General features: G+C 45.2%; 31 protein-coding genes. 3 read left to right on the forward strand and 28 right to left on the reverse strand.

Features of this window, described 5'->3' with window-relative positions; genetic code table 11:
• The 19 genes from M0P91_RS11670 to M0P91_RS11760 all read right to left on the reverse strand — a co-directional run bounded on the left by M0P91_RS11670 (window position 1) and on the right by M0P91_RS11760 (window position 13,909).
• The gene (locus M0P91_RS11670) at window positions 1-822 is read right to left on the reverse strand and encodes a TonB C-terminal domain-containing protein (protein ID WP_295067530.1); all 822 of its coding nucleotides are present in this window, start codon (window positions 820-822) and stop codon (window positions 1-3) included.
• Window positions 823-857: 35 nt separating this feature from the next.
• Window positions 858-1,247: a biopolymer transporter ExbD gene (locus M0P91_RS11675; RefSeq protein ID WP_295067533.1), complete on the reverse strand. Its 390-nt coding sequence runs from the start codon at window positions 1,245-1,247 to the stop codon at window positions 858-860.
• A 3-nt stretch (window positions 1,248-1,250) separates the two neighbouring features.
• Window positions 1,251-1,817 carry a MotA/TolQ/ExbB proton channel family protein gene (locus M0P91_RS11680; protein WP_295067535.1) on the reverse strand — a complete coding sequence of 189 codons (567 nt, stop codon included), beginning with the start codon at window positions 1,815-1,817 and terminating at the stop codon, window positions 1,251-1,253.
• Window positions 1,817-2,209: an ATP synthase F1 subunit epsilon gene (gene atpC, locus M0P91_RS11685; RefSeq protein ID WP_295067537.1), complete on the reverse strand. Its 393-nt coding sequence runs from the start codon at window positions 2,207-2,209 to the stop codon at window positions 1,817-1,819. Before atpC ends, M0P91_RS11680 begins: the two co-directional genes overlap by 1 nt.
• 26 nt (window positions 2,210-2,235) lie before the next feature.
• Entirely contained in the window at window positions 2,236-3,636 is a 1,401-nt protein-coding gene (atpD, locus tag M0P91_RS11690; RefSeq protein WP_295067539.1) for a F0F1 ATP synthase subunit beta, read from the reverse strand.
• A gap of 14 nt (window positions 3,637-3,650) precedes the next feature.
• Entirely contained in the window at window positions 3,651-4,538 is an 888-nt protein-coding gene (gene atpG / locus M0P91_RS11695) for an ATP synthase F1 subunit gamma (RefSeq protein ID WP_295067541.1), read from the reverse strand.
• 8 nt (window positions 4,539-4,546) lie between these two features.
• Entirely contained in the window at window positions 4,547-6,064 is a 1,518-nt protein-coding gene (gene atpA / locus M0P91_RS11700) for a F0F1 ATP synthase subunit alpha (RefSeq protein ID WP_295067544.1), read from the reverse strand.
• Between the two features lie 21 nt (window positions 6,065-6,085).
• A complete protein-coding gene (locus M0P91_RS11705) occupies window positions 6,086-6,622 on the reverse strand; it encodes a F0F1 ATP synthase subunit delta (RefSeq protein WP_295067546.1) in 537 nt (178 codons plus the stop codon).
• Between the two features lie 2 nt (window positions 6,623-6,624).
• Window positions 6,625-7,140, reverse strand: a complete 516-nt coding sequence (locus M0P91_RS11710; RefSeq protein ID WP_295067549.1) for a F0F1 ATP synthase subunit B — start codon at window positions 7,138-7,140, stop codon at window positions 6,625-6,627.
• A gap of 8 nt (window positions 7,141-7,148) precedes the next feature.
• Window positions 7,149-7,571, reverse strand: coding sequence for a F0F1 ATP synthase subunit B' (locus M0P91_RS11715; protein ID WP_295067550.1), 423 nt, complete (start codon window positions 7,569-7,571; stop codon window positions 7,149-7,151).
• Between the two features lie 68 nt (window positions 7,572-7,639).
• Window positions 7,640-8,485, reverse strand: coding sequence for a ParB/RepB/Spo0J family partition protein (locus M0P91_RS11720; RefSeq protein ID WP_295067553.1), 846 nt, complete (start codon window positions 8,483-8,485; stop codon window positions 7,640-7,642).
• Window positions 8,486-8,497: 12 nt separating this feature from the next.
• Window positions 8,498-9,280, reverse strand: coding sequence for an AAA family ATPase (locus M0P91_RS11725; protein WP_295067556.1), 783 nt, complete (start codon window positions 9,278-9,280; stop codon window positions 8,498-8,500).
• Complete coding sequence (locus M0P91_RS11730; protein ID WP_295067559.1) at window positions 9,277-9,912, reverse strand: biotin--[acetyl-CoA-carboxylase] ligase; 636 nt, start codon at window positions 9,910-9,912, stop codon at window positions 9,277-9,279. Before M0P91_RS11730 ends, M0P91_RS11725 begins: the two co-directional genes overlap by 4 nt.
• A complete protein-coding gene (fmt, locus tag M0P91_RS11735; protein ID WP_295067562.1) occupies window positions 9,893-10,804 on the reverse strand; it encodes a methionyl-tRNA formyltransferase in 912 nt (303 codons plus the stop codon). Before fmt ends, M0P91_RS11730 begins: the two co-directional genes overlap by 20 nt.
• Window positions 10,801-11,574: a glutamate 5-kinase gene (gene proB / locus M0P91_RS11740; protein ID WP_295067565.1), complete on the reverse strand. Its 774-nt coding sequence runs from the start codon at window positions 11,572-11,574 to the stop codon at window positions 10,801-10,803. Before proB ends, fmt begins: the two co-directional genes overlap by 4 nt.
• Window positions 11,574-12,668: a GTPase ObgE gene (obgE, locus tag M0P91_RS11745; RefSeq protein ID WP_295067568.1), complete on the reverse strand. Its 1,095-nt coding sequence runs from the start codon at window positions 12,666-12,668 to the stop codon at window positions 11,574-11,576. Before obgE ends, proB begins: the two co-directional genes overlap by 1 nt.
• A 213-nt stretch (window positions 12,669-12,881) precedes the next feature.
• Window positions 12,882-13,139 carry a 50S ribosomal protein L27 gene (gene rpmA, locus M0P91_RS11750; RefSeq protein WP_295067571.1) on the reverse strand — a complete coding sequence of 86 codons (258 nt, stop codon included), beginning with the start codon at window positions 13,137-13,139 and terminating at the stop codon, window positions 12,882-12,884.
• A 27-nt stretch (window positions 13,140-13,166) separates the two neighbouring features.
• Entirely contained in the window at window positions 13,167-13,475 is a 309-nt protein-coding gene (gene rplU, locus M0P91_RS11755; RefSeq protein ID WP_295067574.1) for a 50S ribosomal protein L21, read from the reverse strand.
• Between the two features lie 62 nt (window positions 13,476-13,537).
• Window positions 13,538-13,909 (reverse strand): RidA family protein, encoded by a 372-nt coding sequence (locus tag M0P91_RS11760; RefSeq protein ID WP_295067577.1) that lies wholly within the window; start codon window positions 13,907-13,909, stop codon window positions 13,538-13,540.
• A gap of 225 nt (window positions 13,910-14,134) precedes the next feature.
• On the opposite strand from M0P91_RS11760, the gene M0P91_RS11765 reads away from it, so the two are divergent.
• Window positions 14,135-14,545, forward strand: a complete 411-nt coding sequence (locus M0P91_RS11765; RefSeq protein WP_295067580.1) for an Rrf2 family transcriptional regulator — start codon at window positions 14,135-14,137, stop codon at window positions 14,543-14,545.
• Here the strand turns inward: M0P91_RS11765 and M0P91_RS11770 are convergent.
• The 8 genes from M0P91_RS11770 to M0P91_RS11805 form a co-directional block, all read right to left on the reverse strand.
• The gene (locus M0P91_RS11770) at window positions 14,542-15,888 is read right to left on the reverse strand and encodes an aminotransferase class V-fold PLP-dependent enzyme (protein WP_295067583.1); all 1,347 of its coding nucleotides are present in this window, start codon (window positions 15,886-15,888) and stop codon (window positions 14,542-14,544) included. The two genes, M0P91_RS11765 and M0P91_RS11770, sit on opposite strands and share 4 nt — an antisense overlap.
• A complete protein-coding gene (locus tag M0P91_RS11775) occupies window positions 15,860-17,443 on the reverse strand; it encodes a nitrite/sulfite reductase (RefSeq protein ID WP_295067586.1) in 1,584 nt (527 codons plus the stop codon). The genes M0P91_RS11770 and M0P91_RS11775 overlap by 29 nt, the downstream gene beginning before the upstream one ends.
• A gap of 2 nt (window positions 17,444-17,445) precedes the next feature.
• Complete coding sequence (gene cysN / locus M0P91_RS11780; protein WP_295067589.1) at window positions 17,446-18,864, reverse strand: sulfate adenylyltransferase subunit CysN; 1,419 nt, start codon at window positions 18,862-18,864, stop codon at window positions 17,446-17,448.
• Window positions 18,864-19,772, reverse strand: coding sequence for a sulfate adenylyltransferase subunit CysD (cysD, locus tag M0P91_RS11785; protein ID WP_295067592.1), 909 nt, complete (start codon window positions 19,770-19,772; stop codon window positions 18,864-18,866). The genes cysN and cysD overlap by 1 nt, the downstream gene beginning before the upstream one ends.
• A 120-nt stretch (window positions 19,773-19,892) precedes the next feature.
• Window positions 19,893-20,603 carry a phosphoadenylyl-sulfate reductase gene (locus M0P91_RS11790; RefSeq protein ID WP_295067595.1) on the reverse strand — a complete coding sequence of 237 codons (711 nt, stop codon included), beginning with the start codon at window positions 20,601-20,603 and terminating at the stop codon, window positions 19,893-19,895.
• 8 nt (window positions 20,604-20,611) lie between these two features.
• A complete protein-coding gene (locus M0P91_RS11795; protein ID WP_295067598.1) occupies window positions 20,612-20,842 on the reverse strand; it encodes a DUF2061 domain-containing protein in 231 nt (76 codons plus the stop codon).
• A 15-nt stretch (window positions 20,843-20,857) separates the two neighbouring features.
• The gene (cysK, locus tag M0P91_RS11800; protein ID WP_295067601.1) at window positions 20,858-21,790 is read right to left on the reverse strand and encodes a cysteine synthase A; all 933 of its coding nucleotides are present in this window, start codon (window positions 21,788-21,790) and stop codon (window positions 20,858-20,860) included.
• Window positions 21,791-22,238: 448 nt separating this feature from the next.
• Entirely contained in the window at window positions 22,239-22,634 is a 396-nt protein-coding gene (locus M0P91_RS11805; protein WP_295067603.1) for a DUF255 domain-containing protein, read from the reverse strand.
• Between the two features lie 78 nt (window positions 22,635-22,712).
• Here M0P91_RS11805 and M0P91_RS11810 point away from each other — a divergent pair, with 78 nt between their 5' ends.
• Window positions 22,713-23,903 carry an amidohydrolase gene (locus M0P91_RS11810; protein WP_295067605.1) on the forward strand — a complete coding sequence of 397 codons (1,191 nt, stop codon included), beginning with the start codon at window positions 22,713-22,715 and terminating at the stop codon, window positions 23,901-23,903.
• Window positions 23,896-24,915: a GNAT family N-acetyltransferase gene (locus M0P91_RS11815; RefSeq protein ID WP_295067608.1), complete on the forward strand. Its 1,020-nt coding sequence runs from the start codon at window positions 23,896-23,898 to the stop codon at window positions 24,913-24,915. The genes M0P91_RS11810 and M0P91_RS11815 overlap by 8 nt, the downstream gene beginning before the upstream one ends.
• Before the next feature lie 101 nt (window positions 24,916-25,016).
• Here the strand turns inward: M0P91_RS11815 and dapE are convergent, their stop codons facing one another.
• Window positions 25,017-26,111, reverse strand: coding sequence for a succinyl-diaminopimelate desuccinylase (gene dapE / locus M0P91_RS11820; protein ID WP_295067611.1), 1,095 nt, complete (start codon window positions 26,109-26,111; stop codon window positions 25,017-25,019).

Raw genomic sequence — 26,111 nt, forward strand, 5'->3', positions numbered from 1 at the left:
TTATTCCTTAGCCGTCAGAATTATCTCAAATTGTGAATTTTTACCGTCAGGATTCGCTGGAAATGTCAGATTACGAAGACGCTCTTTCAAGAAATCGATTTCGTTATTAAAAGGGGTATTCCCGGAATAAGTAATAACCCGATACGCAATCAACTTACCGGACCCGTCTACTTGCAATCTAACACGGGCACTTTGACCCTGTGAGCCTGTTGGCGGATAATAGTTGGCATAAATTAAAGCCTGAATTTTAGCGTGATACTCGTTTACTAACGGCCCTGTCGATCCGCTATTGGAAAAGATTTTGACCGCCGGCTTGATCAGAGAAGTATTTTTAACTTTCTCCGCGAGTTGTGAGGTTGGTTTTGTACGGGAAATCTGCCGTTCGAACTCATTTAAAACTTCCAGTTTTTTTTCCGAATCATCCGAAACTTTAGACGTTTTTTGTGCAGGTACACTTGAAAAAAGATCCGAGATGGCGGGAGTTTGTTTCTCAGCTTTAGGATCATTTTGCCCTTTACTCTTCGTAGAGACAAAATTACGCTCAAGAATTTTTTCTTGCGGCTTCGTTACTTCAGGTTGCACTTCAGCGATATCGGGTTCCGGTTCACTTACCTGCGGCTTTACGGGAGGTATAGGTATGGCTGAGGGAACGGATACCGAATCCGTCATTGATATCGATATGTACGGGCTTTCCAGCAGAGCAAAGTTTTCTATTTTATCAGAAGAAATAACCGTGAAACCGATTAGAAAAAGGAGAAAGGCGAAAAGGGAAAAGGCGATAGCGCCTCCCATAAAAAAATAACGTTCATCATTAAAACCCATTTTACAGTACCTTGATATGAAACTCTAAAATTTGTTTAGCCATTAGTAGCGAGAGAAACTTCTTTAAATCCTGCTTGCTTTACAGCTCCTAAAATTGCCATAACTTTACCATAATCGAGTGATTGATCGGCACTAATTAAAACTGCGGCATCATGGTTGAGTGTTTGCGCGTAAAGATTAAAATTATCATTAAACGTCTTAAGATCAAATGAACGTTCGTTAACTTTGACACTCCCCTCTTTCATCACTTTTATATGGACCGGGGGAATCTTTGAAATCTCATTTTGGGTAGACCCTTTTGGCAGGTGGATCAACTCTTCGTAAACAATATTGGGTGAAATAACCATCAAAATAGCCAAAAGCACAAGCATCACGTCAACGAGTGGCGTAATATTTAACTCCGGCTTCTCATCCCAGTCAAACATCCGTTAAACTCCTCGAGACAACAACGCATCACTTTGCATTCGGATCAAGCCGGAGAGTTCATAAGACTTTCGTTTTAGTACCTGATGATAGGTATAAGCAAAAATTGCGACAAAAATTCCCGATGCGGTTGCAACAAGGGCATCCGATACCCCCCCCGCAATAATACTCATGGTACTGCTTGCCTGACCGATATGTTTAAAGGTCCCTAAAATGGATACTACCGTTCCGAAAAGACCGATAAAAGGTGTGGTAGAGGCGACTACAGAGAGAAACATAAGCCCTTTTGTCGCTTCCTTCGTCGCTGCATAGAGGGCCAAATCAAAAAGCTCTTTAGAAAGCGATGCTGAAGATTTCAAAAAATGACTCAGATAGGCATGATCAGAGAGACGGGAAGTACCCATAAGGATCGATTCCAAAGACTGGTTTTCTTGCGTTATCCATTGATTTAGGGAAAACAAACGGTAATAAAAAATCCAGTTGATTGCAATAAAATAAAAAGAGAGGACCAGTAACACACCAAGTGTTACCGGATGGCTTTTCGCGTAAAAATCGGCAAATGCTTCGATCATTATAATAAGTTATGTGCAGCAGATTCTATACGGGCTGAAACGGTTGCCAACATGGCATTTGAATCAGCAATACTTTTGATAAGAGATTGCGCTTCAGCAATTGATCGCGCAATATCCCCCTCATTTTCGCCACGAATCGCAACGGCACCGTCAACCAAAACGACAACGTTATTACCGCTAATTTGGACAACGCCCCAATTAACGACAATCGATTCAATCACACCGTTCTCTTTTTGAATATCGACGACACCGGCTTGAAGTAAAGTAGTCAGTGCAACGTGTTCAGGAAGAACACCGAATTCCCCCTCTTCACCCGGCAATGTGACACTTTTGGCCGGTCCGTTATAAATCGGACCGCTCGGTGTTAGCACTTCTAATTGGAGTGTTTCCATACTATTTCCTTTAAGGCGAGAAGCAATTACTTGCTTTTCATTTTAGCAGCTTTCTCAATCGCCTCGTTCATATCACCGACCATGTAGAAGGCACCTTCCGGTAAATGATCGTATTCACCTGAAAGAATTCCTTTGAATCCTTTAATGGTATTTTCAAGAGAAACATATTTCCCCGGAGAACCGGTAAATACCTCTGCAACGAAGAACGGCTGAGAAAGGAATTTCTCGATTTTACGTGCACGCTCAACCACAGATTTATCTTCTTCTGACAATTCATCCATACCGAGAATCGCAATAATATCTTGCAAATCTTTGTATTTTTGAAGTGTTTTTTGTACACCGCGAGCAACATTGTAATGCTCTTCGCCGATGATTTGCGGATCAAGCAAGCGTGACGTTGAATCCAATGGATCAACCGCAGGATAGATCCCTTTTTCAGCGATTTTACGGTTAAGAACCGTTGTCGCATCCAAGTGAGCAAATACAGACGCCGGAGCCGGATCCGTCAAGTCGTCCGCAGGTACGTATACCGCTTGAACCGATGTGATTGAACCTTTTTTGGTTGATGTAATACGGTCTTGAAGTGCACCCATCTCACGCGCCAAAGTCGGTTGGTAACCAACGGCTGATGGGATACGTCCAAGAAGTGCTGACATCTCAGATCCTGATTGTGCAAAACGGAAGATGTTATCGATGAACATCAATACGTCAAGCCCTTTCTCATCACGGAAATATTCCGCCATGGTAAGACCGGTAAGAGCGATACGGTTACGTGCTCCCGGCGGTTCAGACATTTGACCGTAGCACAGTGCTACTTTGTCCAAAACGCTGGATTCTTTCATCTCGTGGTAAAGGTCATTCCCCTCACGAGTACGCTCACCGACACCGGCGAAAACAGAAAGACCGTCATGCCCGTGTGCAACGTTGTGAATCAATTCCATGATAATAACGGTTTTACCGACACCGGCACCACCGAATAGACCGACTTTACCCCCTTTTGCATACGGAGCCAAAAGGTCAACAACCTTGATACCGGTTTCAAACATCTCTGTTTTAGTACTTTGGTCAACAAGTGGAGGAGGATCACGGTGAATTGACCATGTATCACAATCGGTCACTTGATCGCCGCCATCGATGGTTTCACCGATAACATTAAAGATACGTCCAAGAACTTTTTCCCCAACCGGAACTTTGATCGGAGCGCCGGTAGCATGTGCTGCCATACCGCGAACAAGCCCTTCAGACATATCCATAGCGATCGTACGAACACGACCGTTACCAAGATGGGAAGCTACTTCTAAAACCAAACGGGTTGTAGTCCCTTCCACAGTTACATTTACTTCGATCGCTTCGTTGACTGTAGGCAAATATCCTTCGAAATCAACGTCAACAACCGGACCAATTACTTGAGCAATTTTACCAATCATTCTTTCCTCCATAATTATTTCATCGACTCGACGCCGCTGATAATCTCGATTAACTCCGTCGTAATCGCCTCTTGTCGTGCTTTGTTAAACGACACTTTTAGCGATCTGACCATCTCTTTTGCATTGTTGGTTGCCGCATCCATTGCTTGCATACGCGCGCTGTGTTCAGCTGCAACAGAATCGATCAATGCGTAATACATATTGTATTCAGCGTATTTCGTAACCAATGAATCGAGCATTTTCTCTTCATCTTGAGCTTCAAGTTCAAGAGTTGTATTTTTAGTCGCTTCACAATCATAATCACCGATATTTGCCGGTAAAATTCGATTCACATGCAACTCTTGGGTAATGACGTTTTTATAACCGTTGTAAACAATATAAACGGCATCGACGATACCTTCTTTGAAATCATTAATTGATCGGGTCATAAATTCGGCTGCACGTTGCATATCGGGTGCAGAGCTTAAATTTTTAACTTCATCAAGCATCTCTACTTGATTGTAGTTAAAAAACTCAATCCCTTTCTTACCGATACCGCGGATACGGATTTTGACATTTTTATTTTTGTACTCGTTTATCAAACGCTTAACGGCTTTAATCGTTTGCATGTTAAAACCGCCACACAAACCTTTATCAGCCGTTACAAAAATAATATCGATCATTTCAGGGGTATCATTTTCAATAAAACAGCGATTAACAATTCCGCCAACTTTATTGCATTGAATACGTCCTGCGATTTCAGCTATTACTTGATTCGTTTTTTGAGCAAACAGACGAGAGCGTTTTGCAAGCTCTTCTGCACGGCGAAGCTTGGCCGTTGAGACCAGCTTCATTGCCCGTGTAGTTTTCTGCGTATTCGAGACGCTCTTGATCTGTCGTTGAATCTCTTTCAAGTTAGCCATAAAGATCCTTATTCAGCAACGAAAGTAGATTTAAACTCTTCGAGTGCTTTTTTCATCATCGCCATCGTATCATCATCAATTTTTGATGACTTAGCAATGCTTTCAAAAATTTGTGGATACGATGCTTCTACGAACGGGTAAAGGTCCGCTTCGAATTTTACAACATTAGAAGCAGCCATATCATCGAGGAAACCTTCGTTACCTGCGAAAATGATCAACGCTTGTTTCTCAGCTGAAAGCGGTGAATACGGAGGTTGTTTCAACACTTCCACCATACGTTGACCACGCTCAAGCTGCTTACGGCTTACTTCATCCAAATCAGAAGCAAACTGTGCAAACGCCTGAAGCTCACGGTATTGGGCAAGGTCAAGACGCAATGTTCCCGCAACTTGTTTCGTTGCTTTGATTTGTGCGGCACCGCCGACACGTGATACGGAAAGACCGACGTTGATCGCCGGACGGATGCCGGAGTTGAACAAATCGGTTTCCAAGAAAATCTGACCGTCTGTAATCGAAATTACGTTGGTAGGGATATATGCCGCAACGTCACCCGCTTGCGTTTCGATAATTGGAAGTGCCGTCAATGAACCTGCACCCAATTCGTCGTTCAATTTCGCTGCACGCTCTAGCAAACGGGAGTGTAGATAGAAAACGTCACCCGGATACGCTTCACGGCCCGGAGGACGGCGTAGGATGAGTGACATTTCACGGTATGCCACCGCATGCTTGGAAAGATCATCATAAATGATCAAGCCATGGCCGGCATTGTCACGGAAATATTCCGCCATCGTTACACCGGTATACGGAGCAAGAAACTGGAGGGCAGCCGCTTCAGAAGCCGGTGCAGAAACGACAATCGTATATTCCAATGCACCTGCTTCTTCAAGACGGCGGATCACTTGTGCAACCGTCGATTCTTTTTGACCGACAGCTACATAGATACAAACGACACCGTTCCCTTTTTGGTTAATGATCGTATCAAGAGCAACGGTTGTTTTACCGGTTTGGCGGTCACCGATGATCAATTCACGCTGACCTCTTCCGATCGGCACAAGGGCATCAATCGCTTTGATACCGGTAGCCATTGGTTCATGAACCGATTTACGCGCCATGATACCGGGAGCTTTTTCTTCAACAAAACGAAGTTCCGTTGTTTCAATCGGCCCTTTACCGTCGATCGGTTCACCCAGTGAGTTGACGACACGTCCGAGAAGCGCTTTACCGACCGGGACACGTAAGAGCTGACCAAGACGTTTAACGCTCATCCCTTCACGAAGATCTTTACCTTTACCAAGAATAACAACACCGACGCTGCTCTCCTCAAGATTCATTACAAGACCGCGGCTGCCGTCGTCAAATTCAACCATCTCACCGGCCATAACATTGTTCAAGCCATATACTTTGGCGATTCCATCTCCATATGAGACGATTTTTCCGGTTTCATTAATATCTACATTAAGTTCGAAATTCTCAATTCGTTCTTTGATGATTGAACTGATTTCGTCTGCTTGTACTTTTGCTACCACTACTTTCTCCTTTCGCGAGGGTTAAATTGCTTTTAAAATATGCTCAATTAATTGAGCGTTAAGGCGGTTTTTTGAAAAATTAATCTCTATGTTGAGATCATCGACTTCAACACGAACCCCTTCAAAGCTTGACGCAACAAACTCCAAAGAGATAGTTGCGCCTACTTTTTTTCCAAGGTCATGCGCAATAGCATCGATAGAACCCTTGTCGATTACACTATTGCAATAGACACGCCCTTTGTAAAGGCGCTTGATACGCGAAATTTCACGTCTCAATTCGTGTGCCAAAACGGGTAAAAGATTCAATCGGCCATTTTCGGCCATTAATTTAACAAGGTTGTTAGCAACTGTACTGTCGGCCGGAGCTACCATATCCAACACCAAAGAGGTTTTTGTCTCTTTGCTCACATCGTTACTGCACATAATGGTGATAAATTTATTATCTTGATATGCAGCTGCGACAGCGTTCAATAATTCAGACAAATTATCGAGATCTTCTTGCTTCGTCAACTCTATCAATGGCTTTATATAACGTTTGGCAATCAGTGCGTTTTCCATAATTAAGCCACCTTCTTTTTCAAGATTTCGGTCATAGCCTCTTGTCCAACAACACTGTTGCCGCTATTCATCACATCGTTCATCACTTCCGTTACCGTTTCACGTATCATTTTACGCTTCTCAAGTTCCATCAGCGCATTACTTTGCTTTTGAATCACTACAAGATCTTGATCGCACTGCGCGCTAATCTTATCGGATAATATCTTGTTCTCTTTCTTTGAAAGTTCACTCAATTCATTAGCAAATCGCATCGCTTCATCAATCTTGTGTTCAGCTGCATCCTTAAGACGCTTTGACTCGCGTAGACGCTCTTGAACTCTTTCAAGCTCGCTCGCAATTCCCGCACTTCTACCGGAAAAATAATTTTTTACCGGTTCTGCCAAAACATAAACCAAAATTCCGGCAAAAATCAGGAAGTTGACGGTTCGCTGAACAATATCCGAACACCCTTCTGCCCCAGCATCTGATCCAAATAGATAAGCGCCGAGCATTAATAAAGTAATAATTATTTTACTCATTGCATCCCTCAAATTTGACTTAATTTTGCTGAGACAGCCGCTTGGAAAGCAGGTACTTCGTTAAGAAGACCCGATTTCAACCGTGTACGCTCTTCAGACAGTGCGTCTTCAAACTTAGTATACTCTAGTGCCATTTCAGCACGCTTGGCTTCAATTCTGCTATTTGCTGCTGCTTTAGCCTCAGCAATAACTTTTTCTCTTAATGCCGCCGCCTCCAGTTTTGCATCACTGATAATCTTTTCAGATTTGGCGTGAAATGCGGCAATCTCGGCATCGTTGTTTCCAACCAATTCGAGATCTTTTTTAATATCCGCATCACGTTTTTCCATATAATTGAAAAGAGGATTGTAAAGCAAACTGTTTAGAACGGCAATAAGGACAAGGAAGACAATCAGTGTGCTGCCTAACAGCATCGGACTTATATCTAACATACCACCTCCTAAAAGTTACGTGATTATACAATGTATAAATTGAAGGGATAGTTAAACTGTAGAAAATATTAATGAAGTGCGATTAAAAATGATTCAATATCTCTCTCATCTGAAAATTCAATCGTTATTTTCTGCCCTTTGACGCTACTTTTATAGCCAAGCTCACTCAAACGCTTTTGCAAGATTGAAAAATCAGGCCTTCCAGAGGATACTTCTCCTTCTATGGGGCTAGAAAGAGGAGATTTGATTTTTTTTACCATCAATTCAACATCTCTGACGCTTAATTTTTGACCGATAATCGAATCGATCATTAACGTTTGCTCATTAGGCTCAAGAGCGACAATCACTTTTGCATGCCCGGCACTGATTTTCCCCTCTATCAAAGCTTTTCGCCCTTTTTCGGAAAGTTGAAGCAAACGTAACGTATTCGTGATGTGGGCACGGCTTTTATGTACGGTATGAGAAAGCTGCTCATGGGTCAATTGATGGATCTCTATCAATTCCTGATACGCTTGCGCCAGATCAATTGCATTAAGTTCATCGCGTTGAATATTTTCTATTAACGCGTGTTCCCTCATTTGCTCATCGCTGACCGATACAACAATTGCTTTAATCGTTTTTGTTTTCGCCAATTTACTAGCTCGTAAACGCCGTTCACCGGCGATTAAAACATAGCCGTCAATATCTTCTTTCACCACAATCGGTTGCAAAAGACCGTGCGCTTTAATGGACTCTGACAATTCTGCCAACGATTCAGAGTCAAAATGTTTACGCGGCTGATAAGGATTCGGGCGGACTTTTGTAAGGAGGATCTCTTCGACCCCCCCCTTTTTAGGGAGCTCGTTATCGTACGCTTCTTCAATCTCGCTGAGTAATGCCCCTAACCCGCGACCAAGAGCAGATGCTTTTGCCATCCAGATACTCCCTTATGCGATAATAGCGTATGCTAGATCTTGATACGCCATGGATCCCGTTGATTTGACATCATACAAAATGGCCGGTTTACCAAAACTCGGTGCCTCCGCCAATTTAACATTGCGCGGAATGACAATGTAATCATCAGCTCCCGATTTAAACAACTTTCCTTGAAAATGTTGACGTAAATCGGCAAAAACTTGTCTTGAGAGGTTGTTTTGTGCACTGTACATCGTCGGCAAAAAACCTTTGATCGTCAATTTAGGATTAATCGTTTTTCGTACCAGCTTAACCGTATTCAGGAGCTGTGCCAAACCTTCCAATGCAAAAAATTCACATTGAATCGGGATAATCACCGAATTTGAAGCCGACAGCGCATTAATCGTCATCGGCCCAAGGGCAGGAGGAGAATCGATGATAATATAATCGTATTCCTCTCTTACCTGCGCAATGGAACGTTTAAGAATCAATTCGCGCCCCGTGGAATTCCCCGCATCGTAATACTCTTTTTCTACACCGACAAGACCGATATTTGAAGGGGCTAAAAAAAGTTTCGGCAATGATGTTTTTAAAATAATTTCTCGTAATTTTTTAGCACCGATTAAAACATGATAGATATTGAATTCATAATTATTACGATGGTAACCAAGCGATGTTGTTGCATTGGCTTGCGGATCAGCATCGATCAAGAGTACTTTTTTCTCAGCTACTGCTAACGATGCGGCTAAATTGACGGCGGTCGTGGTTTTACCCACACCCCCTTTTTGATTTGCAATAACTATAACTTCACTCATCGTAAACTGTATATCCTTTGTCCATCACATTCTAAAGATCCGTCTTCTAATAAAAGGGCATCTTTTAACGCAATTTTTTCATAATTGTGGTGGGTAAAAAAAACTCTGCTGTATTCAAATTCTAACTGGTATTTACTAAAAATCTGCTTCCATGACGGTAATTCCGAAAGGAGAGAAACGTAATATCCTGTTAATTTTTGTGAATCTACAACTATGTCGATCACGGAAAACCGATCCGGTGCCGATACTAGGTTAATGCCGATACCGCATACTAAGGTTTCTCCGACCAAAGTGGTAATAACCCCTCCGATCTTTTTCTCTCCAAGATAGAAATCATTAGGCCATTTCAACCAAACATTTGATCCTAAAGAGGCAAGAAGCTCCTTCATAATAAAAGCCAAATAAATAGAGGTCGATTCAAGCTTTAGATCGTTGGGTAAATCGGATCGACGTAATGCCACGGAAATAAAAAGATTTCCCTCTTCACCGATCCATCCATTCCCGCGAGATCCTCTGCCATCACTCTGCAACGATGTTCCGATGCACACCGGGGCGGCAAACACTTTATGTTTTAGCCCTTCTATCAATGTACTCTGGGTAGAAGCAAGGGTGTCAAACCAGATAATTTCCACAGCCCAGACGCTTTCCGTTCAAATATTCCTGGATTGATGTCTCTTGTTTAGAAGGTGCTTGTACACGCAAAAGACGCAAGGATCCGCTAAGACATTGAATAACGGCCCCTTCTGAATCAATTTTCCGTATCATTCCCGCCTCTCCTGCAGAGTTCTCCTCTTCCAATCGCATTGATTTGATTTTCAATCCGCTTTCTAAATGAATTCCCGGCCATGGAGTAAACGCCCGGTAATAATTATAGATCTCTCGTCCATTCTGAAAAGTTACCAATCCATCGCTTTTGAGAATTTTCTTACAATGGGTTGCTTCTTCATCATTTTGGGAAAGTGCACTGCAGCGGTCCCAATTACGAATGACGTCCAATGTCAAATCAACGGCTATATCCGTTAATTTTTTATACAGAGTTGTAGCCATTTCATCCGGAGCTATCTTTGTTCTCACCGTTTGTATAATGGCACCGGTATCCAAACCTTCATCCATCCACATGGCGCTAACCCCGCTCTCGGAATCATTGTGGAGCAAACTTTGCTGTATAGGGCTTGCTCCACGGTATTGAGGAAGAATGGATGCGTGCAGATTCACGCACGGGGTATACTCCAAAATTGCCTTTGGCAATATTTGTCCATAAGCCGCAACGATAATCAGATCACAAGGGATACTCAACAATTCGGCGACAACATCTTCGTCGCGCAGCCTTGCAGGCTGGAGGACACGAATACCCGCCTCTTGCGCAAGAACTTTAACAGGGGGAGGTGTCAATACCGCTTTGCGTCCGACCGGTTTGTCCGGCTGAGTATAAACGGCAACAACCTCGATATCCGAAGCTGCAATCAACGATTGCAAGATTGCGGCGGCATAATCGGGTGTCCCCATAAAAATGATCCGAGTCATTCTCCCCCCTCCTTTGTCTGAAACAGGCTCCCGCCGATATGGTTCCCCTCCATCAAAAAACTTCTCGCATCTTTTAGATCAAATCCGCTTGCCAAAAACATCGCGCCGCCCCGTTTGAGCAAAAAATCGGCCGCTTTGAGTTTGGTAACAATGCCGCCCGTCGCAAAACTATGGTTTGGGGTGACTTCACGTGAAAGCTCTTCGGACTCGATGCAGGTAATTCGGGAACGGACGATTGCGTCGTTGTGAACACGAGGATCCTTATTGTAATAGGCATCGATGTCGGAGAGGATGATTAAAAGATCTGCACCGAAGTGATAAGCCGCATAGGCGGAGAGTTGATCATTATCACCCAATACAAGCTCTTCGGTCGCCGTTGCATCGTTTTCATTGATAATAGGGATAACATTGTGCTGCAAAAGGGTTTCAATGGTGTCTTTTGCTTTTTGAGACTCCCCTGCCGTATTGAAATTCGCTGCTGTTACCAATACCTGAGAGGGGAGAATATTATGATGCTCGAACATCTTACGATACTTATTCATCAGGATCGGCTGCCCGATAGAGGCGAGAGCCTGTTTATTGGCAAGCACTTTTTTATCGAGTTTCAATTCGGTGTATCCGGCCGCTACAGCGCCCGATGAGACCAAGATCACTTCGTATTTTGTTTTGAGTTCAGCAATGAAATCGACCAGATTTTGCATCCGGTCTTTGGCGATCCGATTTTGCTCACTCAGTACGGCACTCCCGACTTTAACCACTACCCGCTTCATCAGCGCTCCGTTACAACCATATGATAGAGCGCATAGGTCAGCGGCTTGATATTAAGATTGATGGCCGATGAAATCGGTGCAACAAAATAAGGCTTACTCCGGTCACAAAAAGGTTTTTCAAAATTCTCCTGTTCATAAATCGGATACTCTTCACTGAATCCGAATCGACTTTTCATTACCGGTTCAAGATTAAGAAGCTTTAAAAACTGTTCCGTTTTTTCAACCGCTTCTTCCGGAGTCATCGCATCGGCACGGGTGAGGGCAACCGCATAATTGCGTTCCGCCAGCAGCGGTGAAAAGGCAGCAAGCTCTTTTTTCAGTGTTTCGTACTGATATTCGAGTTCATGATACGATGCGAGGTCAATCATAAACAAAAGGGTTTTCGTCCGCTCAATATGACGGAGAAATTTCAGTCCTAACCCTTTTCCTTCGGCCGCACCGCCGATAATTCCCGGGATATCGGCCATAATGTACGAATCAAGCTCACCGATATTGATCTGACCGAGCTTAGGGGTGAGTGTTGTAAATTCATAATTTGCCACTTCAGGGCGAGCATTGGAAACGGTAGAGATCAGGGTTGATTTTCCGACATTCGGGAATCCGACCAAACCGACATCGGCAATAAGCTTGAGATCCAATCGAACCACACGGGTCACTGCCGGTTCACCCGGTTGTGCGTACATTGGCTTTTGATTAGTAGAAGATTTAAAATGGACATTCCCCAATCCTCCTCTTCCACCGGTTAGAAACAACACCTCTTTACCATCTTCAAGCAAATCAAGCAATATCTCTCCGGTCTCAACATCAACGACTTGTGTTCCTGGAGGAACGGTAACAAAAAGAGGTTTACCCGATTTACCGGCCATATTGGAGCCACCTCCGGGCTGTCCTTTTTCGGCCTTCAGATTTTTATTTCCCTGAAAATGGGCAAGTGTATGGGTATTATTATCTACTTTAAAATAGACATCTCCCCCTCTTCCGCCGTCGCCGCCGTTAGGACCGCCTTGAAGGACAAATTTTTCCCGTCGGAATGCAACACATCCCTGCCCCCCTTTTCCGGATGAAACGGTAATCTCTACACTATCACTAAACATTGATGTTCCTTAACATTATTTTAAACGCCAAGGAGATCAAATCACTTTGGCTATACTGGCCGAAACGGCACTACAACTTTGTCTCACACGAGGTATATAGATTATTTCCTTAAAGCTGCACTTCTGTCTTAAAAGTACACGACTAAGAAAATAGTATTTTAGGTTGGGAATATAATTGAAATCGGGCGAGTGCCCGATCAAATCTTCGAGAAATTAAGCAGCAGGTATAACAGAAACTTGTTTACGTTTTTTGTCTTTGCGTTCAAACGCAACAACGCCGTCAACCAACGCATACAACGTGTGGTCTTTGCCCATGCCGATATTTTTACCCGGATGTACTTTGGTTCCGCGTTGACGGATAATAATATTACCCGCTCTTACAACTTCTCCGCCGTATTTTTTAACACCGAGTCTACGTCCCGCTGAGTCGCGGTTATTCTGTGTACTACCCTGACCTTTCTTATGAGCCATCTTATTCTCCTACTATTCTAATGTGAATTACGCAGCAATACTAGTGATGCGTACACGTGTATGGTCTCTTCTGAAACCACGCTTAACTTTACTGTCTTTACGACGACGTTTTTTGTAAATCACGACTTTACGGTCACGACCTTCATTGATCACTTCTGCCGTCACTACAGCACCCTCTACGAATGGAGTACCTACTTTTAGTTCACCGTTATTCACGGCAAGAACTTCTTTGATTTCGACGGTTGTTTTAGGATCTAGACCCATTTTATCGAACAAGAGGATATCACCCTCTTGAACTTTGTACTGTTTACCGCCGTTTTTGATGATTGCGTACATTGCTGTTGTCCTTCTTTAAATGCTACAAAAAGTTGCGAATTATAGCGTGAATATATTTAAGCTTAAATTAAAGCGATTGCATCTATCTCAACAAGTGCATTTTTCGGTAACGTTTTGACGGCTACGGTGGAGCGTGCAGGCTTGTGATTCCCGAAACTTTCGGCATATAATGCATTAACTGCACTAAAATCGTCCATATTATCTAAAAAAATGGTCGTTTTGATCACTTTATCCAACGAACTGCCCGCCGCTTCTAAAACGGCCTTAAGGTTAGCGAGTACCTGTACGCATTGTTCACTAACATCCCCTTCCACCATTTCACCTGAGGGCTTAAGGGCAATCTGACCTGAAGTAAAAACCATCCCGTTGGCAATCATTGCCTGCGAGTACGGTCCGATTGCCGCCGGAGCGTTTGGTGTTTGAACTGATTGCATCATTAATCCTTTATTCCTATAATATATTACCTTAGAAAATATCTTTGGTAACCCTTGAATCTTTGATGGTAAAAATAAGATTCTTGAAGAGGCAATTTTACCATAATACACTCTTTAGTACGTGTTGTTTATCCGTTTATCATCCCGATGGAGGAGAAATGTCCTTTAGTAATTGCTTTCTCCCGCCGATATTGCACACCGAATATGCAGAGTAAAGGATAAATTTTGGCAGGAATTACGACCAAAGGTTTATATGGCCTTGCTGCAATGTATGAATTGGCACGTCATTATAAACAAGGGCATCTCAAAATTCAGGAGATTGCGGAAAAAGCGGATATCCCTTCGAACTATCTGGAACAGATACTTGCCAGCTTGCGCAAAGAGGGGCTTATCCAAAGTATTCGAGGTGCAGGCGGCGGTTACAAATTGATGCTGCCGCCTGCCGATATCTCCGTCTATAGTATTCTTACCACACTGGAGGGGGGGTTGTGTATTCTGCAAGACGGTTCCAATGTCGTCTTAAATAAGATGTGGGAAAAGAAAACGCAGCAGTTACAAGAACTCTTCAGCGACACCTTGCAAGATCTGCTCGATGAAGGGGAAAAAATCAACAGTCAAGCCATGTTTTTTATCTAAAGCGCCCCTTCTGTGAACCGGGCAATACTCTGATTGCGCAATTGGTTTGACCATTTTTGGATAGCATCGACTAATTTGTCAATCGTCTCGTTTTTGTGCGTGAAATGGAGACTCACCCGGAGCCATCCCGGACGCTCCTCTAAATTTTGGTTATCCGACAAACCCAACAAATCATGACCGTATGGACCGGCACACGAACATCCGGCACGTGTTTGAAATCCCTCTTCAGCCGATAATACGCTACACAATTCATAAGGATCGACATCTTTGATATTAAAAGAGACAATTCCGATATTTTCCGTATCGTTACATCCGTAACATTCGGCTCCGGGAACCGTTTTGAGCCGCTGGATGAAACGGCGATAGAACGATTTTTTCGATAATGCGATCCATTCCAACCCGATTTCATTTCGAAGTTGGTAGGCCAATGCCGCACGAATCAGCTGTAAAATACCGGGAGTTCCGGCATCTTCTCGCTCTTCAATTTCATGGATATAATAATGGTTTTTTCTACTGACATAACTAACCGTTCCACCTCCCGAAAATGTAGGGGGAGAGGCTATATCAAACAAATTTTTTCGTATCGCCAGCAAGCCGCATGACCCCGGACCGCCAAGCAATTTATGGGGTGAAAAAACCATTGCATCGTACAGTTCGCATGCAATATTTCCATAAGGTGAATAGGCTGCCGCATCGAAACAGACAAGAGCCCCATACCGCCGCAACAATGCTGAAATCTCGGCATATGGGGTGATGGTTCCCGTCACATTCGATGCGATACAGAATGCACCGATCATCTCTCTCCCTACATTCTCCCGTAAAATCGTCTCAAGCTCTTCAAGATCAACCAATCCTTTGCGATCCAATCCGATTCGAATCGTATCGCACACCGCTTCTCGGTAACTGATCTCATTGGAGTGGTGTTCGTACGGCCCGACAATCACCAACGGACGTTTGTTCGATTGACTCAAATTATTCCCATAACGGATACGTGTCATCGGCGGAATATAAAGCCCCAATATCTCTTGCAAACGCTTCAGTGCGGCAGTGGCTCCGCTTCCGCAGGGTATCAGTGCAAAAGTATCATCAAGTTCCAAAAGTTTTTTGAGATGTTCACGGGCTTGACGATAATAGTGATCCGTTCTGGCCGCCATTGTCGCCTCTTTGGAATGGGTATTGGCATACGTTTCCAGTACGGTGCGGATTCTCTCTTCGATCGGCTCATACGCAAGCCCTGAAGCGGTATAGTCAAAATAGTACTCTTTATGAATACCTATCGTATTGGTAAGGATCTGCGTTCGCTTATCCCTCTTTTCAAGAAGGGGTCGAAAAAGGTGATGCATGTTGGTATTTCTCCAATAAAAATTTTCCGAAATTGGTATTTGAGCTTATTTCATATTCACGAATCAGGGATGTAATCAGCGGTGCAATTTCATCAGGAGTCACTTTGACTCTGGTTTTAAGGGCAAAACGGCTCTCGTTCCCTTCCAGATACCCTCCAACCAACATATCAAAGCCGTTAACCCTAAATTCTTCTTGCTTTACCATTGCCCCGACAAAACCCAAATCGGCGATTTGGGGATGTGCGCAAGAATTCGGGCATCCGTTAATACTGATACTGATCGGTTCTTGAAATTTGGGGAACTGTTTATTCAAGTAGTCAATCACTTTAAGCGAGGTATCTTTTGTCTCACTTACGGCATATTTACAAAAATCCAGCCCCGTACAGGCTTGTGTCCGTCCCGTAAAAGCACTCGGATTAGAATAAATTCCCAGTGTCTCAAGTGTTTCGGCCATTGCATCCGCGTTCATCTGCGAAACACCTTGGACAACCAGATTCTGCGTTGTTGTAAGCGATATTCCATGGGCCCCGTAACGTGTTAGGATTTCTCCCAACTGAATCAGATTCTCTCCGCTGATACGGCCGCTCATAACGGCACATCCGATAAAAGATGTCCCCTCTGTCGTAGCGGGAAAAATTCCGAAATGGTTCCGATACGGATAGGGGGTGAACTCAACCGTATCATAATTTTCCAGTTTAACCCCTGCCGTATATTCAACTTCACTGACAAAACGACGCACACCCCATAATTCAACCAAATGGCCCAATCGCGCTTTTGAGCGATTATCGCGACATCCGAAATCACGGTATAAAGTAGTGACCGCTTCGGCGATTCTGACGATATTACTCCGATTGACATAACCGATGGTATTCGCGAATCGCCGGTTGCTTGCGATTCCCCCTCCGACACTTACCAGAAAAACCACATCGTCGTTTGGACGTTTTACCGCTGTAAAGGTGAGATCTTGGATCTCATGCGATATACAATGTTTACTGCACCCGCTTACCGCCACTTTAAACTTTCGCGGAAGATTGGAAAACTCCCGGTTGCCCCGATACAGATCGTTGAGCGCACTGACAATATCCCGTACATCATCAATTTGATCGTGGTCGATTCCGTTGACCGGACAACTAACGATATTACGCGGACAATCACCTGCGGCTTGAAGGGTGCTGAGTCCGACTCGATCCAAACGCTCAAAAATTTCCGGTAAATCCTTCAGTTTGATCCAATGCAGCTGAATGTCCTGCCGCGTCGTCAAATCGCCGCTGTTTTGTCCAAATTCTTTTGAGATTTTCCCGATAGCACTCACTTGCTCGGTGTTTAAATATCCCGATTCCAATTTAATCCGCAGCATAAAATAAAGGGTCTCATCTTCGGGATCTTGCAGATTCCGGTTCTGGGTATACAAACCGTACCATTTGAAACGGTCGATATCTTCCGGATGAACCGCTTCACCGCTTTGTGCATACGCCAAAATGTTTTGCAAAACATCCAATCCGTCTTTTTCCTCTTTGATCCGCTCAATACGCTGAGCTTTTGATTCGGTAGCCATTATCAAGCTCCTGCTGTTATTATCGCGGCATTGCAATGGGGGAAATGACGCCGTATGAGTGCGTTAAGCTCTATCTCAAAAGGGGACGCTGCCGCACTTGCCTCTAACACATCGCATTGGGAACTTCCGGTAATCATCCCTGCCGCAACGGTGTTGTTGGTGATTTTATCGATCAGGATAAAACCACCCATCTCCCTGTTGGTATCGTAATTGTCATAGGCGATCGATTCTCCTAAAATCAAACGGACCGAACCGATGTCGTTGAGCCCCAAAGATTCCGCCGTATGCCGTTTTTGGGTATTTACATCGACCCGATACTCTATCGAATCGATCGTGGCGTTAACCTGCGTCGACGCTCTTTTGAACAGATAGCTTTTGCCGGGAGAACATTTCTCCTCATCCATCCAAACCAAATGCCCTTCGATCGTATCACTTTGATTCACCGTATCACCGGTTTTGATCAGAACGTTCCCTCGGCTAATATCAATCTCCTCCTTCAAGGTCAGCGTCACCGCTTCCCCGGTAGATGCCGATTCTAAATCGCCGTCATACGTGACAATCGATTTGACCGTTGCCTCTTTGGCAGAGGGAAAAACGGCGAGCCGATCCCCTACCCGTACGGTTCCGGAGAGGATCGTTCCCGCAAATCCTCTAAAATCGAGATTCGGCCGGTTGACGTATTGGACCACCATCCGAAACGGTGCGTCGTCAGAGGGGGCCGACAAGGGAACCTCCTCCAAAAGGGCCAGCAGCGGCTCACCGCTATACCACGGCGTACGCTCACTCCGCGCTACAACGTTATCCCCATCCAGTGCTGACATCGGTACGGTCAAAATCGTCTCAATCCCGATCTCATTGGCAAAGGCGTGATACTCCGCATCGATCTTTTCAAACACTTTGCGGTCAAAATTGACCAAATCCATTTTATTGATCGCAACAATGACATTGCGTATCCCCAAAAGACGGACGATATACGAATGGCGGCGCGTCTGCGTCTCGATGCCATAACGTGCATCGATCAAAATGATCGCCAGATCGGCCGTCGATGCCCCTGTCGCCATATTGCGCGTGTATTGCTCGTGCCCCGGAGTATCGGCAATAATAAATTTTCGTTTGTCGGTCGAAAAGTAACGGTAAGCTACGTCGATTGTAATCCCCTGCTCCCGTTCACTTTGGAGCCCGTCTACGAGCAATGCCAAATCGATTTTATCGCCGGTCGTTCCGTGGCGCTTGCTCTCTTTTGTCAGACTCTCCAGATGATCTTCAAAAATCATCTTTGAATCGTGAAGCAATCTCCCGATCAGAGTGCTCTTTCCGTCATCCACACTGCCACAGGTAATAAAACGCAACAGCTCTTTATGCTCTTGCTCATGCAGATAGCTCTCGATATCAGCGGCTATCAGGTCCGATTGATGTGCCATTAAAAATACCCCTCAATTTTTTTCTTCTCCATCGATCCGGCTTGATCGGCATCGATAAGGCGTCCTTGGCGCTCGCTGGTTTTGGTCAGGAGCATCTCTTGAATAATCTCCGGCAGCGTTGCAGCGTCACTCTCTACCGCTCCGGTGAGGGGATAGCACCCCAATGTCCGAAACCGGACATTCTTCATCACCGGAACTTCCCCTTCTTCGAGAGGAAAGCGCTCATCATCCACCATAATTTGCGTCCCTCCGCGCACGATGACCGGGCGAGGGGCGGAATAATAGAGGGGGACGATGGGAATCCCTTCGAGATAAATATACTGCCAAATATCGAGTTCCGTCCAGTTGGAGAGAGGAAACACCCGGATACTCTCCCCCTTGTGAATCCGCCCGTTGTAAATATTCCACAGCTCCGGACGCTGGTTCTTCGGATCCCATCGATGGTTCTTGTCCCGAAACGAATAGATTCGCTCTTTCGATCGGCTTTTCTCCTCATCCCGCCGTGCTCCGCCGAATACCGCATCAAATTTATAATGATTCAAGGCCTGTTTGAGCCCCTCGGTTTTCATGATATCGGTATAGACGGCGCTCCCGTGGCTGAAGGGGGTGATCTCTTTGTCGATCCCCTCTTGGTTCGAATGGGTCAGCAATGTCAGCCCAAGCTCTTTGATACGGGAATCTCGAAATTCGATCATCTCTCTAAACTTCCACGTCGTATCGACGTGAAGCAGCGGAAACGGAAGTTTTGCCGGATAAAATGCCTTGATCGCCAAATGGAGCATCACCGAGGAGTCCTTTCCGATCGAATAGAGCATCGCCGGATTCTCAAATTCCGCGACGACTTCGCGCATGATGTGGATGGCTTCGGCTTCCAGTACTTTTAAGTGTGTCCGACGTTCTTGCGTCATAGTAATCCTTTCATTAGTGTGTTAACTATCATACAAACAAAGCCCAATCCGCCAAATCTTCGCGCTCGGACCAACAATCCTCTCCGCATATTTGACGTAAAATTGCCAGTAAAAGTTCCATTATTTTCCTCCTCGCAGGTGCAATCCGCACTCTTTATGTTCGGGGTTCTCCCACCACCATCGTCCGGCGCGAAGATCTTCCCCCTCGCCGATCGCACGGGTACACGGTGCGCATCCGATACTCGGATACCCTTGCGCGTGCAGTGCGTTATAGGGGATTTCGTAGCTTTTAATATAATCCCATATCTTCTCTTCGCTCCATTCGATCAGCGGGTTGAGTTTCATCAGGCCGTTTGCTTCGTCCCACTCGACAAGACGCATCGTTTCGCGTGTCGGAGACTGGCTCCGACGCAATCCGGTAATCCAGACATCCAGAGGTTCCAACGCCCGTTTCAGCGGAGCGATTTTACGGATACGGCAGCACTCTTGCCGATTTTCAATGCTCTCTTTGAACCCATTGATCCCCTGGGCGTAACAGAGCGCTTCAACGTCGGAATCTTTCGGAAAATAGACATCAATTTTGATACCGTATTTGCGGTTGGTCTGCTCCATCACCGTATAGGTCTCTTCGGGGAGTCTTCCCGTATCGAGTGTAAAAATTTTGGCGTTCGGATCCGTCCGTAAAATCAGATCGCTCAATACCTGATCTTCCGCACCGAAACTCGAAGCCAATCCAATTTTTCCGCCGTATGTTTTTAAAAAATAACCCAAAACTTTCTCAATCGGCACATCTTCTAACCACATATTTAATAATTCAATAGAATCTTTCACCTTTTCTCCTAAATTTGATAATCATTTTCGGGACTTTTACTCCGCCCAAAATTGGTAGCATTCCAGGCACGCTCATGAAAATAGTACAAAACCATCTTGGTAATCACTTCGATCGATCCGATCGATACGGCCATCACCAGATTGCCGGTAATAAAATACGATATGATCATCGTATCGATGGTTCCAACCGTTCTCCAGGATAGTGTTTTGATAACACTCCGATAATGTTTTTCCCCCATAATAGTCCTACTTTCTCAATCACTATCGGAGGGGAACTCATAAAGCTCCGTACTCAGATAGCGCTCTCCCGTATCGCACAAAACCGTTACGATCGTTTTCCCTCTGTTCTGCGGACGCTGCGCAATTTTTCGCGCCGCCGCGACATTGGCCCCCGAAGAGATCCCGACCAAAAGCCCCTCTGTTTTTGCGAACATTCGGGATGTTTCGATCGCTTCGTCATTGGTGATTCGGATAATCTCGTCGTAAATATCCCGGTTCAGCACGTGAGGGACGAACCCTGCTCCGATCCCTTGAATCTTATGTGCTCCGGGGGCCTCGCCGGATAAAACTGCAGAAGCGTCCGGTTCTACCGCGATCACTTCGATAGCGGGGTTATAGTGCTTTAAAATCTCCCCTACCCCCGTAATCGTCCCCCCCGTGCCGATCGCGGCTACAAAAATATCGATCTTTCCGTCGGTATCTCTCCAAATCTCTTCCGCCGTTGTCGTACGGTGAATTTCGGGATTGTCACCATTATCAAACTGCTGAAGTACTACCGCACCGGGTATACTTGCGGAGAGTTCCAAAGCTTTTTCTACTGCTCCGGCCATCCCCTTGGCCGGTTCAGTCAAGACGATTTGTGCCCCCAAAGCTGCCAGAAGTCTCCGCCGCTCCATGCTCATCGAGCTGGGCATCGTCAAAATCAACTTCAGCCCAAGGTTTGCCGCAATGGAAGCTAACGCTATCCCCGTGTTGCCGCTGGTAGGTTCGATAATGACACTCTCCTCCGTAATTTCTCCCCTCTCCAATGCCCGGAGGATCATATTGCACCCGATCCGATCTTTTATCGATCCGGATGGATTCATAAATTCACATTTTCCGAAAAGAGTCGTACCGTTATCCGACGACTTTAGTTGTACAAGTGGTGTATTCCCGATCAACTCCGTAATATTGGCCGCAATTTTCATGAACGTATTCCCCGTATATGATTTTTATGAACGCTCATCACAAATCAAAATCACATTTATTCAAAATGTGATATAAAAATGATAAAGATGATAATATGTTCATTTATATTTTGATAGAATAGTATCCGAAAACTTTTTCAATATGCAAGTATTCATAGCGATTTACTAATATATAAAACAAAAAACAGCCCTATTTCTAGCCCGGATGGGGAATTTTCTCAATGAACGGAGGGGAAATAAATCGATTAGCTTACTGACCTTACGCACTTATTTCAAAAGTGCAATTAGAGATCGGTTATCTCTCCCGTATCCGAAAGATACGGGAAGCTTTAGAGGGTTGTAGGGACCCTAGTCCCTGCCACTTTACGGGCTTCGCCCGGAAAATGCGTAACATCAGTTAGTAAGTAGAGGAAAGAGGCACCCGCCGGTACCTCATGAAGGAAGAAGTCTATTTTTTATATTTCCGAAGCGCGTCATCTAAAACCGAATCATAATCTTCGGTCCCCCAATATCCGGGGATTTTATAAATTATTTTGCCGTCATCATTGAGAAAATAACTCATGGGAACCATTTTTGCATTTAAGGTACTCGGATAGATGCTTTTGTCCCGGGTCACATGAACGGCAATAAAATGGGTATTGATCCGCGTCGCAATATCATCGTTTTGCAAGGTTGTCGCTTCAAATTTACGACACCAGCGGCACTGTTCGCTCGTAATCAAAACCATTAACGGTTTATGCTCTTTTTTTGCCTGAGCTTGAGCCTCCGCAAACGAACCGCTCCAATTGACATCAGCTCCCATCAGCCAAAGCGGTGCCATGAGAAATAAAATTCTCTTTATCATTATCATCGTCCTTTTTAAAAAGGACATTGTATCCAAACGTTTTTATATCCGAAATATAATCTATGTTATACTTGGAGTATGAAAGCGCACTCAACCTTATTGTTTAATGCAATCGCAAAAGTAGAAGAGCGGGTAATCACGATTCGTCATGACCTTCACGAGCATCCGGAGCTTTCCGGAAAAGAAGAGCGGACCAAATTCTTTCTCAAAGGTATTTTGGAAGCCGAGGGGATTGAGGTGATCGAATCGGAAAATCACTTCGGTCTTATCGCCAATATCACCTCCGATCCCCTCAAACCGTATGTCGCACTGCGTGCCGACATGGACGCGCTCCCTATCACGGAGCAAAACGAATTCTCCTACGCTTCACGCGAAAAAGGGATCATGCACGCATGCGGCCATGATGCCCACACGGCCATTGTTCTTGGGGTTGCACTTGCACTCAACGCCATCAAAAACCATCTGAGCGGAAATGTACGATTCCTCTTTCAGCCCTCCGAAGAGATTTTGGAAGGGGGAAGTTCCGAGATGATCGCCGAAGGGGCCCTTGAGAGTGTCAAAGCCATCTTTGCTCTGCACACCTATCCCTATCTCAAAACAGGGCAAATCGGCTACAAAAAAGGGGTGATGCTTGCTTCTGCCGATATGTTCGAAATTGAGATCTTCGGGAAAAGTTCCCATGCCGCCAGACCGCATGAAGGGGTCGATGCGATACTCGTAACGGCAATGGCCGTCAATTCCCTCAACCATATAGTCTCCCGCCAAATCGATCCGCTCCATCCCGCCGTCATTTCACTGGGGACCATCGAGGGGGGACGTGCCGCCAATGTCATTTGCGATCATGTCAAACTTCAAGGAACCGTTCGGACGGTCAATCATCAGGTTCGTCACAGTATTCCAAAAATGATGGAAGTCTCGATAGCGGGGATTTGCAAATCGATGCACGCTTCGTACAAATTTCACTACGATTTCGGTATCCCTGAAGTGTTAAATGACGATACGATGGTTGAGCGGGTAATTGAAGCGGCTTCCAAAATTGTAGGCAAAGAGAACTGCATCGATTTAGCCGATCCCGTCATGGGGGGGGAAGATTTCGGCCGCTATCTCGAAAAAGTACCGGGAGCATTTTTCCGTCTGGGAACCGGTAACGAAACGAAAGGGACGTGTGTCGCCCAGCATAACAGCCGTTTTAATGTAGATGATGATGCCCTGATCATCGGAATGAAACTTCTGGGTTCACTGGCATTGAAGGAAATGGGCAATGGATGAGCATCTCCATCAACCGATCCTCCCGACCATTACCGCACATCTCTTTAAAGAGGATGATGCTGCGGGTATCACCCGAGTAATTTACCAAAATTACGGGACCACCTATTATAAAAAACTCTATTACGATACCGATGCCATCAAATCGGCGAATAAGGATGGTGCGATCATCTCCATTGTTGCCAAACATGAGGAGAAGATCGTGGGCCATTTTGCGATGATCCCCTCCAGTGTTTCGAATCTTGCCGAAATTGGCGCTGCTGTCGTCGATCCCATTTTCAAGCATACCGGAATCATGAACCGAATGTTTGATCATCTGGTCACCGTCGCACAACAAAAAGGGTTTGATGCGATTTATGGGGAGGGGGTGATGCTTCACCCCTACAGCCAAAAAGCCAATCTTCACCACGGAATGAACGAAAGTGCCCTTTTGCTAGGAGAGGTCCCCTCCTTTATGGAAATCGAACATCTTCCCAAAAAGTCGAAACGAAGCGGTGTCCTTATCGCATTTTTGCTCTTTGATAAAACCCCGCGCTCCCTGTTTCTCCCTCTGCGCTATCAGAGCATCATTGAAGAGAGTTATCAACAAGCCGGAATCGCAATTAAACCGGCTTGCCGCCCGACATCGACACAACGTCCGGCCATCCACTATCGGGTCAATGAGCTGCTCAATACAGCCACCATCGTGATCAACGATCTTTTCACCAAAGAGCAACTAAAGACCCTTCTTGAAACCTTTTTCGTCCGAAACTGCGATATGATCTATGCCGATATCAATCTTCACCGTATACGATCGATCGATGCCGTTGTCGAGATGCTCAACCAATCCTCTTTTTTTTACAGCGGCATCTTTTTCTCTTTTTACGCCAACGAAGACTATCTCCGGTTACAGCGTAAAAACAGTTCGGATATCGAGGAAGAACAACTGGTGTGCTACTCTGAGACCTCTAAAAAACTGCTCGCATTTATCACGCAAGATGAGCGATCCCTCTGCGGCACAAATGCAGCACCTTAATAACTGACCTTACGCACCTTGCCTTAAGGGGTACTTCAAGGGGAGTTAATCTCCCGTATCCGAAAGATACGGGTAGCTTTAGGGGGTTGTAGGGACATCAGTTAATAAGTTTTAATCACGTCTGAAAAAACGTCATACAATTGGGTCACCTCATCCACACCGGTCCGCTCATTGGGCGCATGGATCGTATCGTTTTTGACCCCGAACTCAATGACATCAATCCCGAATTCGGCGATAAAGCGTGCATCCGACGTTCCTCCGGCCGTGGAGTGTTTCGGTTTTATCCCGGTCACACGACCGATTGAAGCATCCAACGCTTTGACAATTCTCGTATGGATATTGGTCATAAACGGTTTGGCCGACTGATCCAGCTTGAGGGTATAGTTCATCTCTTTAAAATAGCGATGGACAAAATTTTCAATATCCTCTTTGGTTGTTTTCGTCGAGTTGCGAACATTGAACATCATTTTAAGTTTCCCCGGAGTGACATTGGTCACCTCCATTCCGGCACGGATATCGGTAATGACAAATTGACTCGGACTGAAAAACGCATCCCCCTTATCCAAATCAACCCCCGCCATGTGCTGAAGTACCTGAGAAACTTTATGAATCGGATTCGTCGCTTTTTCAGGATAAGCCGCATGTCCCTGCTTCCCGTGTTTTTCAATAACACCGTTGATCGAACCGCGCCGTCCCACTTTCATGGCATCCCCGAAATTCTGTTCGCAGGTCGGCTCCGCGACAATCACCGCATCGGGAAGCATATGGTGTTCCTTGAGATAATGCAACACTTCAAGCGTCCCGTATTTGGCAGCCCCTTCCTCATCCGAAGTGAGAAGAAGGGAGAGGGTTCCGTTAAAGGATTCTGCCTCTTTAAGCGCCTGAACCGATGCGGCGACACCGCTTTTCATATCCTGAGCCCCTCGGGCATAGATATATCCCCCTTTTTCAACGGCTTCGAACGGATCGGAATGCCACCCTTCCCCGGCGGGAACCACATCGACATGACCGGCGAAACACAAGTGGGGACCCTCTGCGAAACGGCGGTAGGCGAAGATATTTTTTACCTCGTTCCGATCTATCCGGATAAAGGTGAATTCATCCAGATACCCTTCCAAAAAATCAAATATCCCCCCCTCTTCGGGGGTTACACTTTTGGATTCCAAAAGTCTTTTAAAAAGTTTTATAACATCCAA

Source organism: Sulfuricurvum sp., from assembly GCF_023229695.1.
Classification (GTDB): Bacteria; Campylobacterota; Campylobacteria; order Campylobacterales; family Sulfurimonadaceae; genus Sulfuricurvum.

What these genes read in the sequence shown, in the direction of transcription:
- M0P91_RS11710 (WP_295067549.1), bottom strand. Translation starts at nt 7,140, where the DNA reads ATGAGTAAAATAATTATTACTTTATTAATGCTCGGCGCTTATCTATTT.
- proB (WP_295067565.1), bottom strand. Translation starts at nt 11,574, where the DNA reads ATGAAGCGGGTAGTGGTTAAAGTCGGGAGTGCCGTACTGAGTGAGCAA.
- M0P91_RS11680 (WP_295067535.1), bottom strand. Translation starts at nt 1,817, where the DNA reads ATGATCGAAGCATTTGCCGATTTTTACGCGAAAAGCCATCCGGTAACA.
- M0P91_RS11775 (WP_295067586.1), bottom strand. Translation starts at nt 17,443, where the DNA reads ATGGCTACCGAATCAAAAGCTCAGCGTATTGAGCGGATCAAAGAGGAA.
- fmt (WP_295067562.1), bottom strand. Translation starts at nt 10,804, where the DNA reads ATGACTCGGATCATTTTTATGGGGACACCCGATTATGCCGCCGCAATC.
- M0P91_RS11705 (WP_295067546.1), bottom strand. Translation starts at nt 6,622, where the DNA reads ATGGAAAACGCACTGATTGCCAAACGTTATATAAAGCCATTGATAGAG.
- M0P91_RS11815 (WP_295067608.1), top strand. Translation starts at nt 23,896, where the DNA reads ATGGATGAGCATCTCCATCAACCGATCCTCCCGACCATTACCGCACAT.
- M0P91_RS11770 (WP_295067583.1), bottom strand. Translation starts at nt 15,888, where the DNA reads ATGCATCACCTTTTTCGACCCCTTCTTGAAAAGAGGGATAAGCGAACG.
- M0P91_RS11715 (WP_295067550.1), bottom strand. Translation starts at nt 7,571, where the DNA reads ATGTTAGATATAAGTCCGATGCTGTTAGGCAGCACACTGATTGTCTTC.
- M0P91_RS11805 (WP_295067603.1), bottom strand. Translation starts at nt 22,634, where the DNA reads ATGATAAAGAGAATTTTATTTCTCATGGCACCGCTTTGGCTGATGGGA.
- cysD (WP_295067592.1), bottom strand. Translation starts at nt 19,772, where the DNA reads ATGACGCAAGAACGTCGGACACACTTAAAAGTACTGGAAGCCGAAGCC.
- obgE (WP_295067568.1), bottom strand. Translation starts at nt 12,668, where the DNA reads ATGTTTAGTGATAGTGTAGAGATTACCGTTTCATCCGGAAAAGGGGGG.
- M0P91_RS11720 (WP_295067553.1), bottom strand. Translation starts at nt 8,485, where the DNA reads ATGGCAAAAGCATCTGCTCTTGGTCGCGGGTTAGGGGCATTACTCAGC.
- atpD (WP_295067539.1), bottom strand. Translation starts at nt 3,636, where the DNA reads ATGATTGGTAAAATTGCTCAAGTAATTGGTCCGGTTGTTGACGTTGAT.
- atpG (WP_295067541.1), bottom strand. Translation starts at nt 4,538, where the DNA reads ATGGCTAACTTGAAAGAGATTCAACGACAGATCAAGAGCGTCTCGAAT.
- M0P91_RS11675 (WP_295067533.1), bottom strand. Translation starts at nt 1,247, where the DNA reads ATGTTTGACTGGGATGAGAAGCCGGAGTTAAATATTACGCCACTCGTT.
- rpmA (WP_295067571.1), bottom strand. Translation starts at nt 13,139, where the DNA reads ATGGCTCATAAGAAAGGTCAGGGTAGTACACAGAATAACCGCGACTCA.
- M0P91_RS11725 (WP_295067556.1), bottom strand. Translation starts at nt 9,280, where the DNA reads ATGAGTGAAGTTATAGTTATTGCAAATCAAAAAGGGGGTGTGGGTAAA.
- M0P91_RS11810 (WP_295067605.1), top strand. Translation starts at nt 22,713, where the DNA reads ATGAAAGCGCACTCAACCTTATTGTTTAATGCAATCGCAAAAGTAGAA.
- cysN (WP_295067589.1), bottom strand. Translation starts at nt 18,864, where the DNA reads ATGGCACATCAATCGGACCTGATAGCCGCTGATATCGAGAGCTATCTG.
- M0P91_RS11670 (WP_295067530.1), bottom strand. Translation starts at nt 822, where the DNA reads ATGGGTTTTAATGATGAACGTTATTTTTTTATGGGAGGCGCTATCGCC.
- rplU (WP_295067574.1), bottom strand. Translation starts at nt 13,475, where the DNA reads ATGTACGCAATCATCAAAAACGGCGGTAAACAGTACAAAGTTCAAGAG.
- cysK (WP_295067601.1), bottom strand. Translation starts at nt 21,790, where the DNA reads ATGAAAATTGCGGCCAATATTACGGAGTTGATCGGGAATACACCACTT.
- M0P91_RS11795 (WP_295067598.1), bottom strand. Translation starts at nt 20,842, where the DNA reads ATGGGGGAAAAACATTATCGGAGTGTTATCAAAACACTATCCTGGAGA.
- M0P91_RS11760 (WP_295067577.1), bottom strand. Translation starts at nt 13,909, where the DNA reads ATGCAATCAGTTCAAACACCAAACGCTCCGGCGGCAATCGGACCGTAC.
- atpC (WP_295067537.1), bottom strand. Translation starts at nt 2,209, where the DNA reads ATGGAAACACTCCAATTAGAAGTGCTAACACCGAGCGGTCCGATTTAT.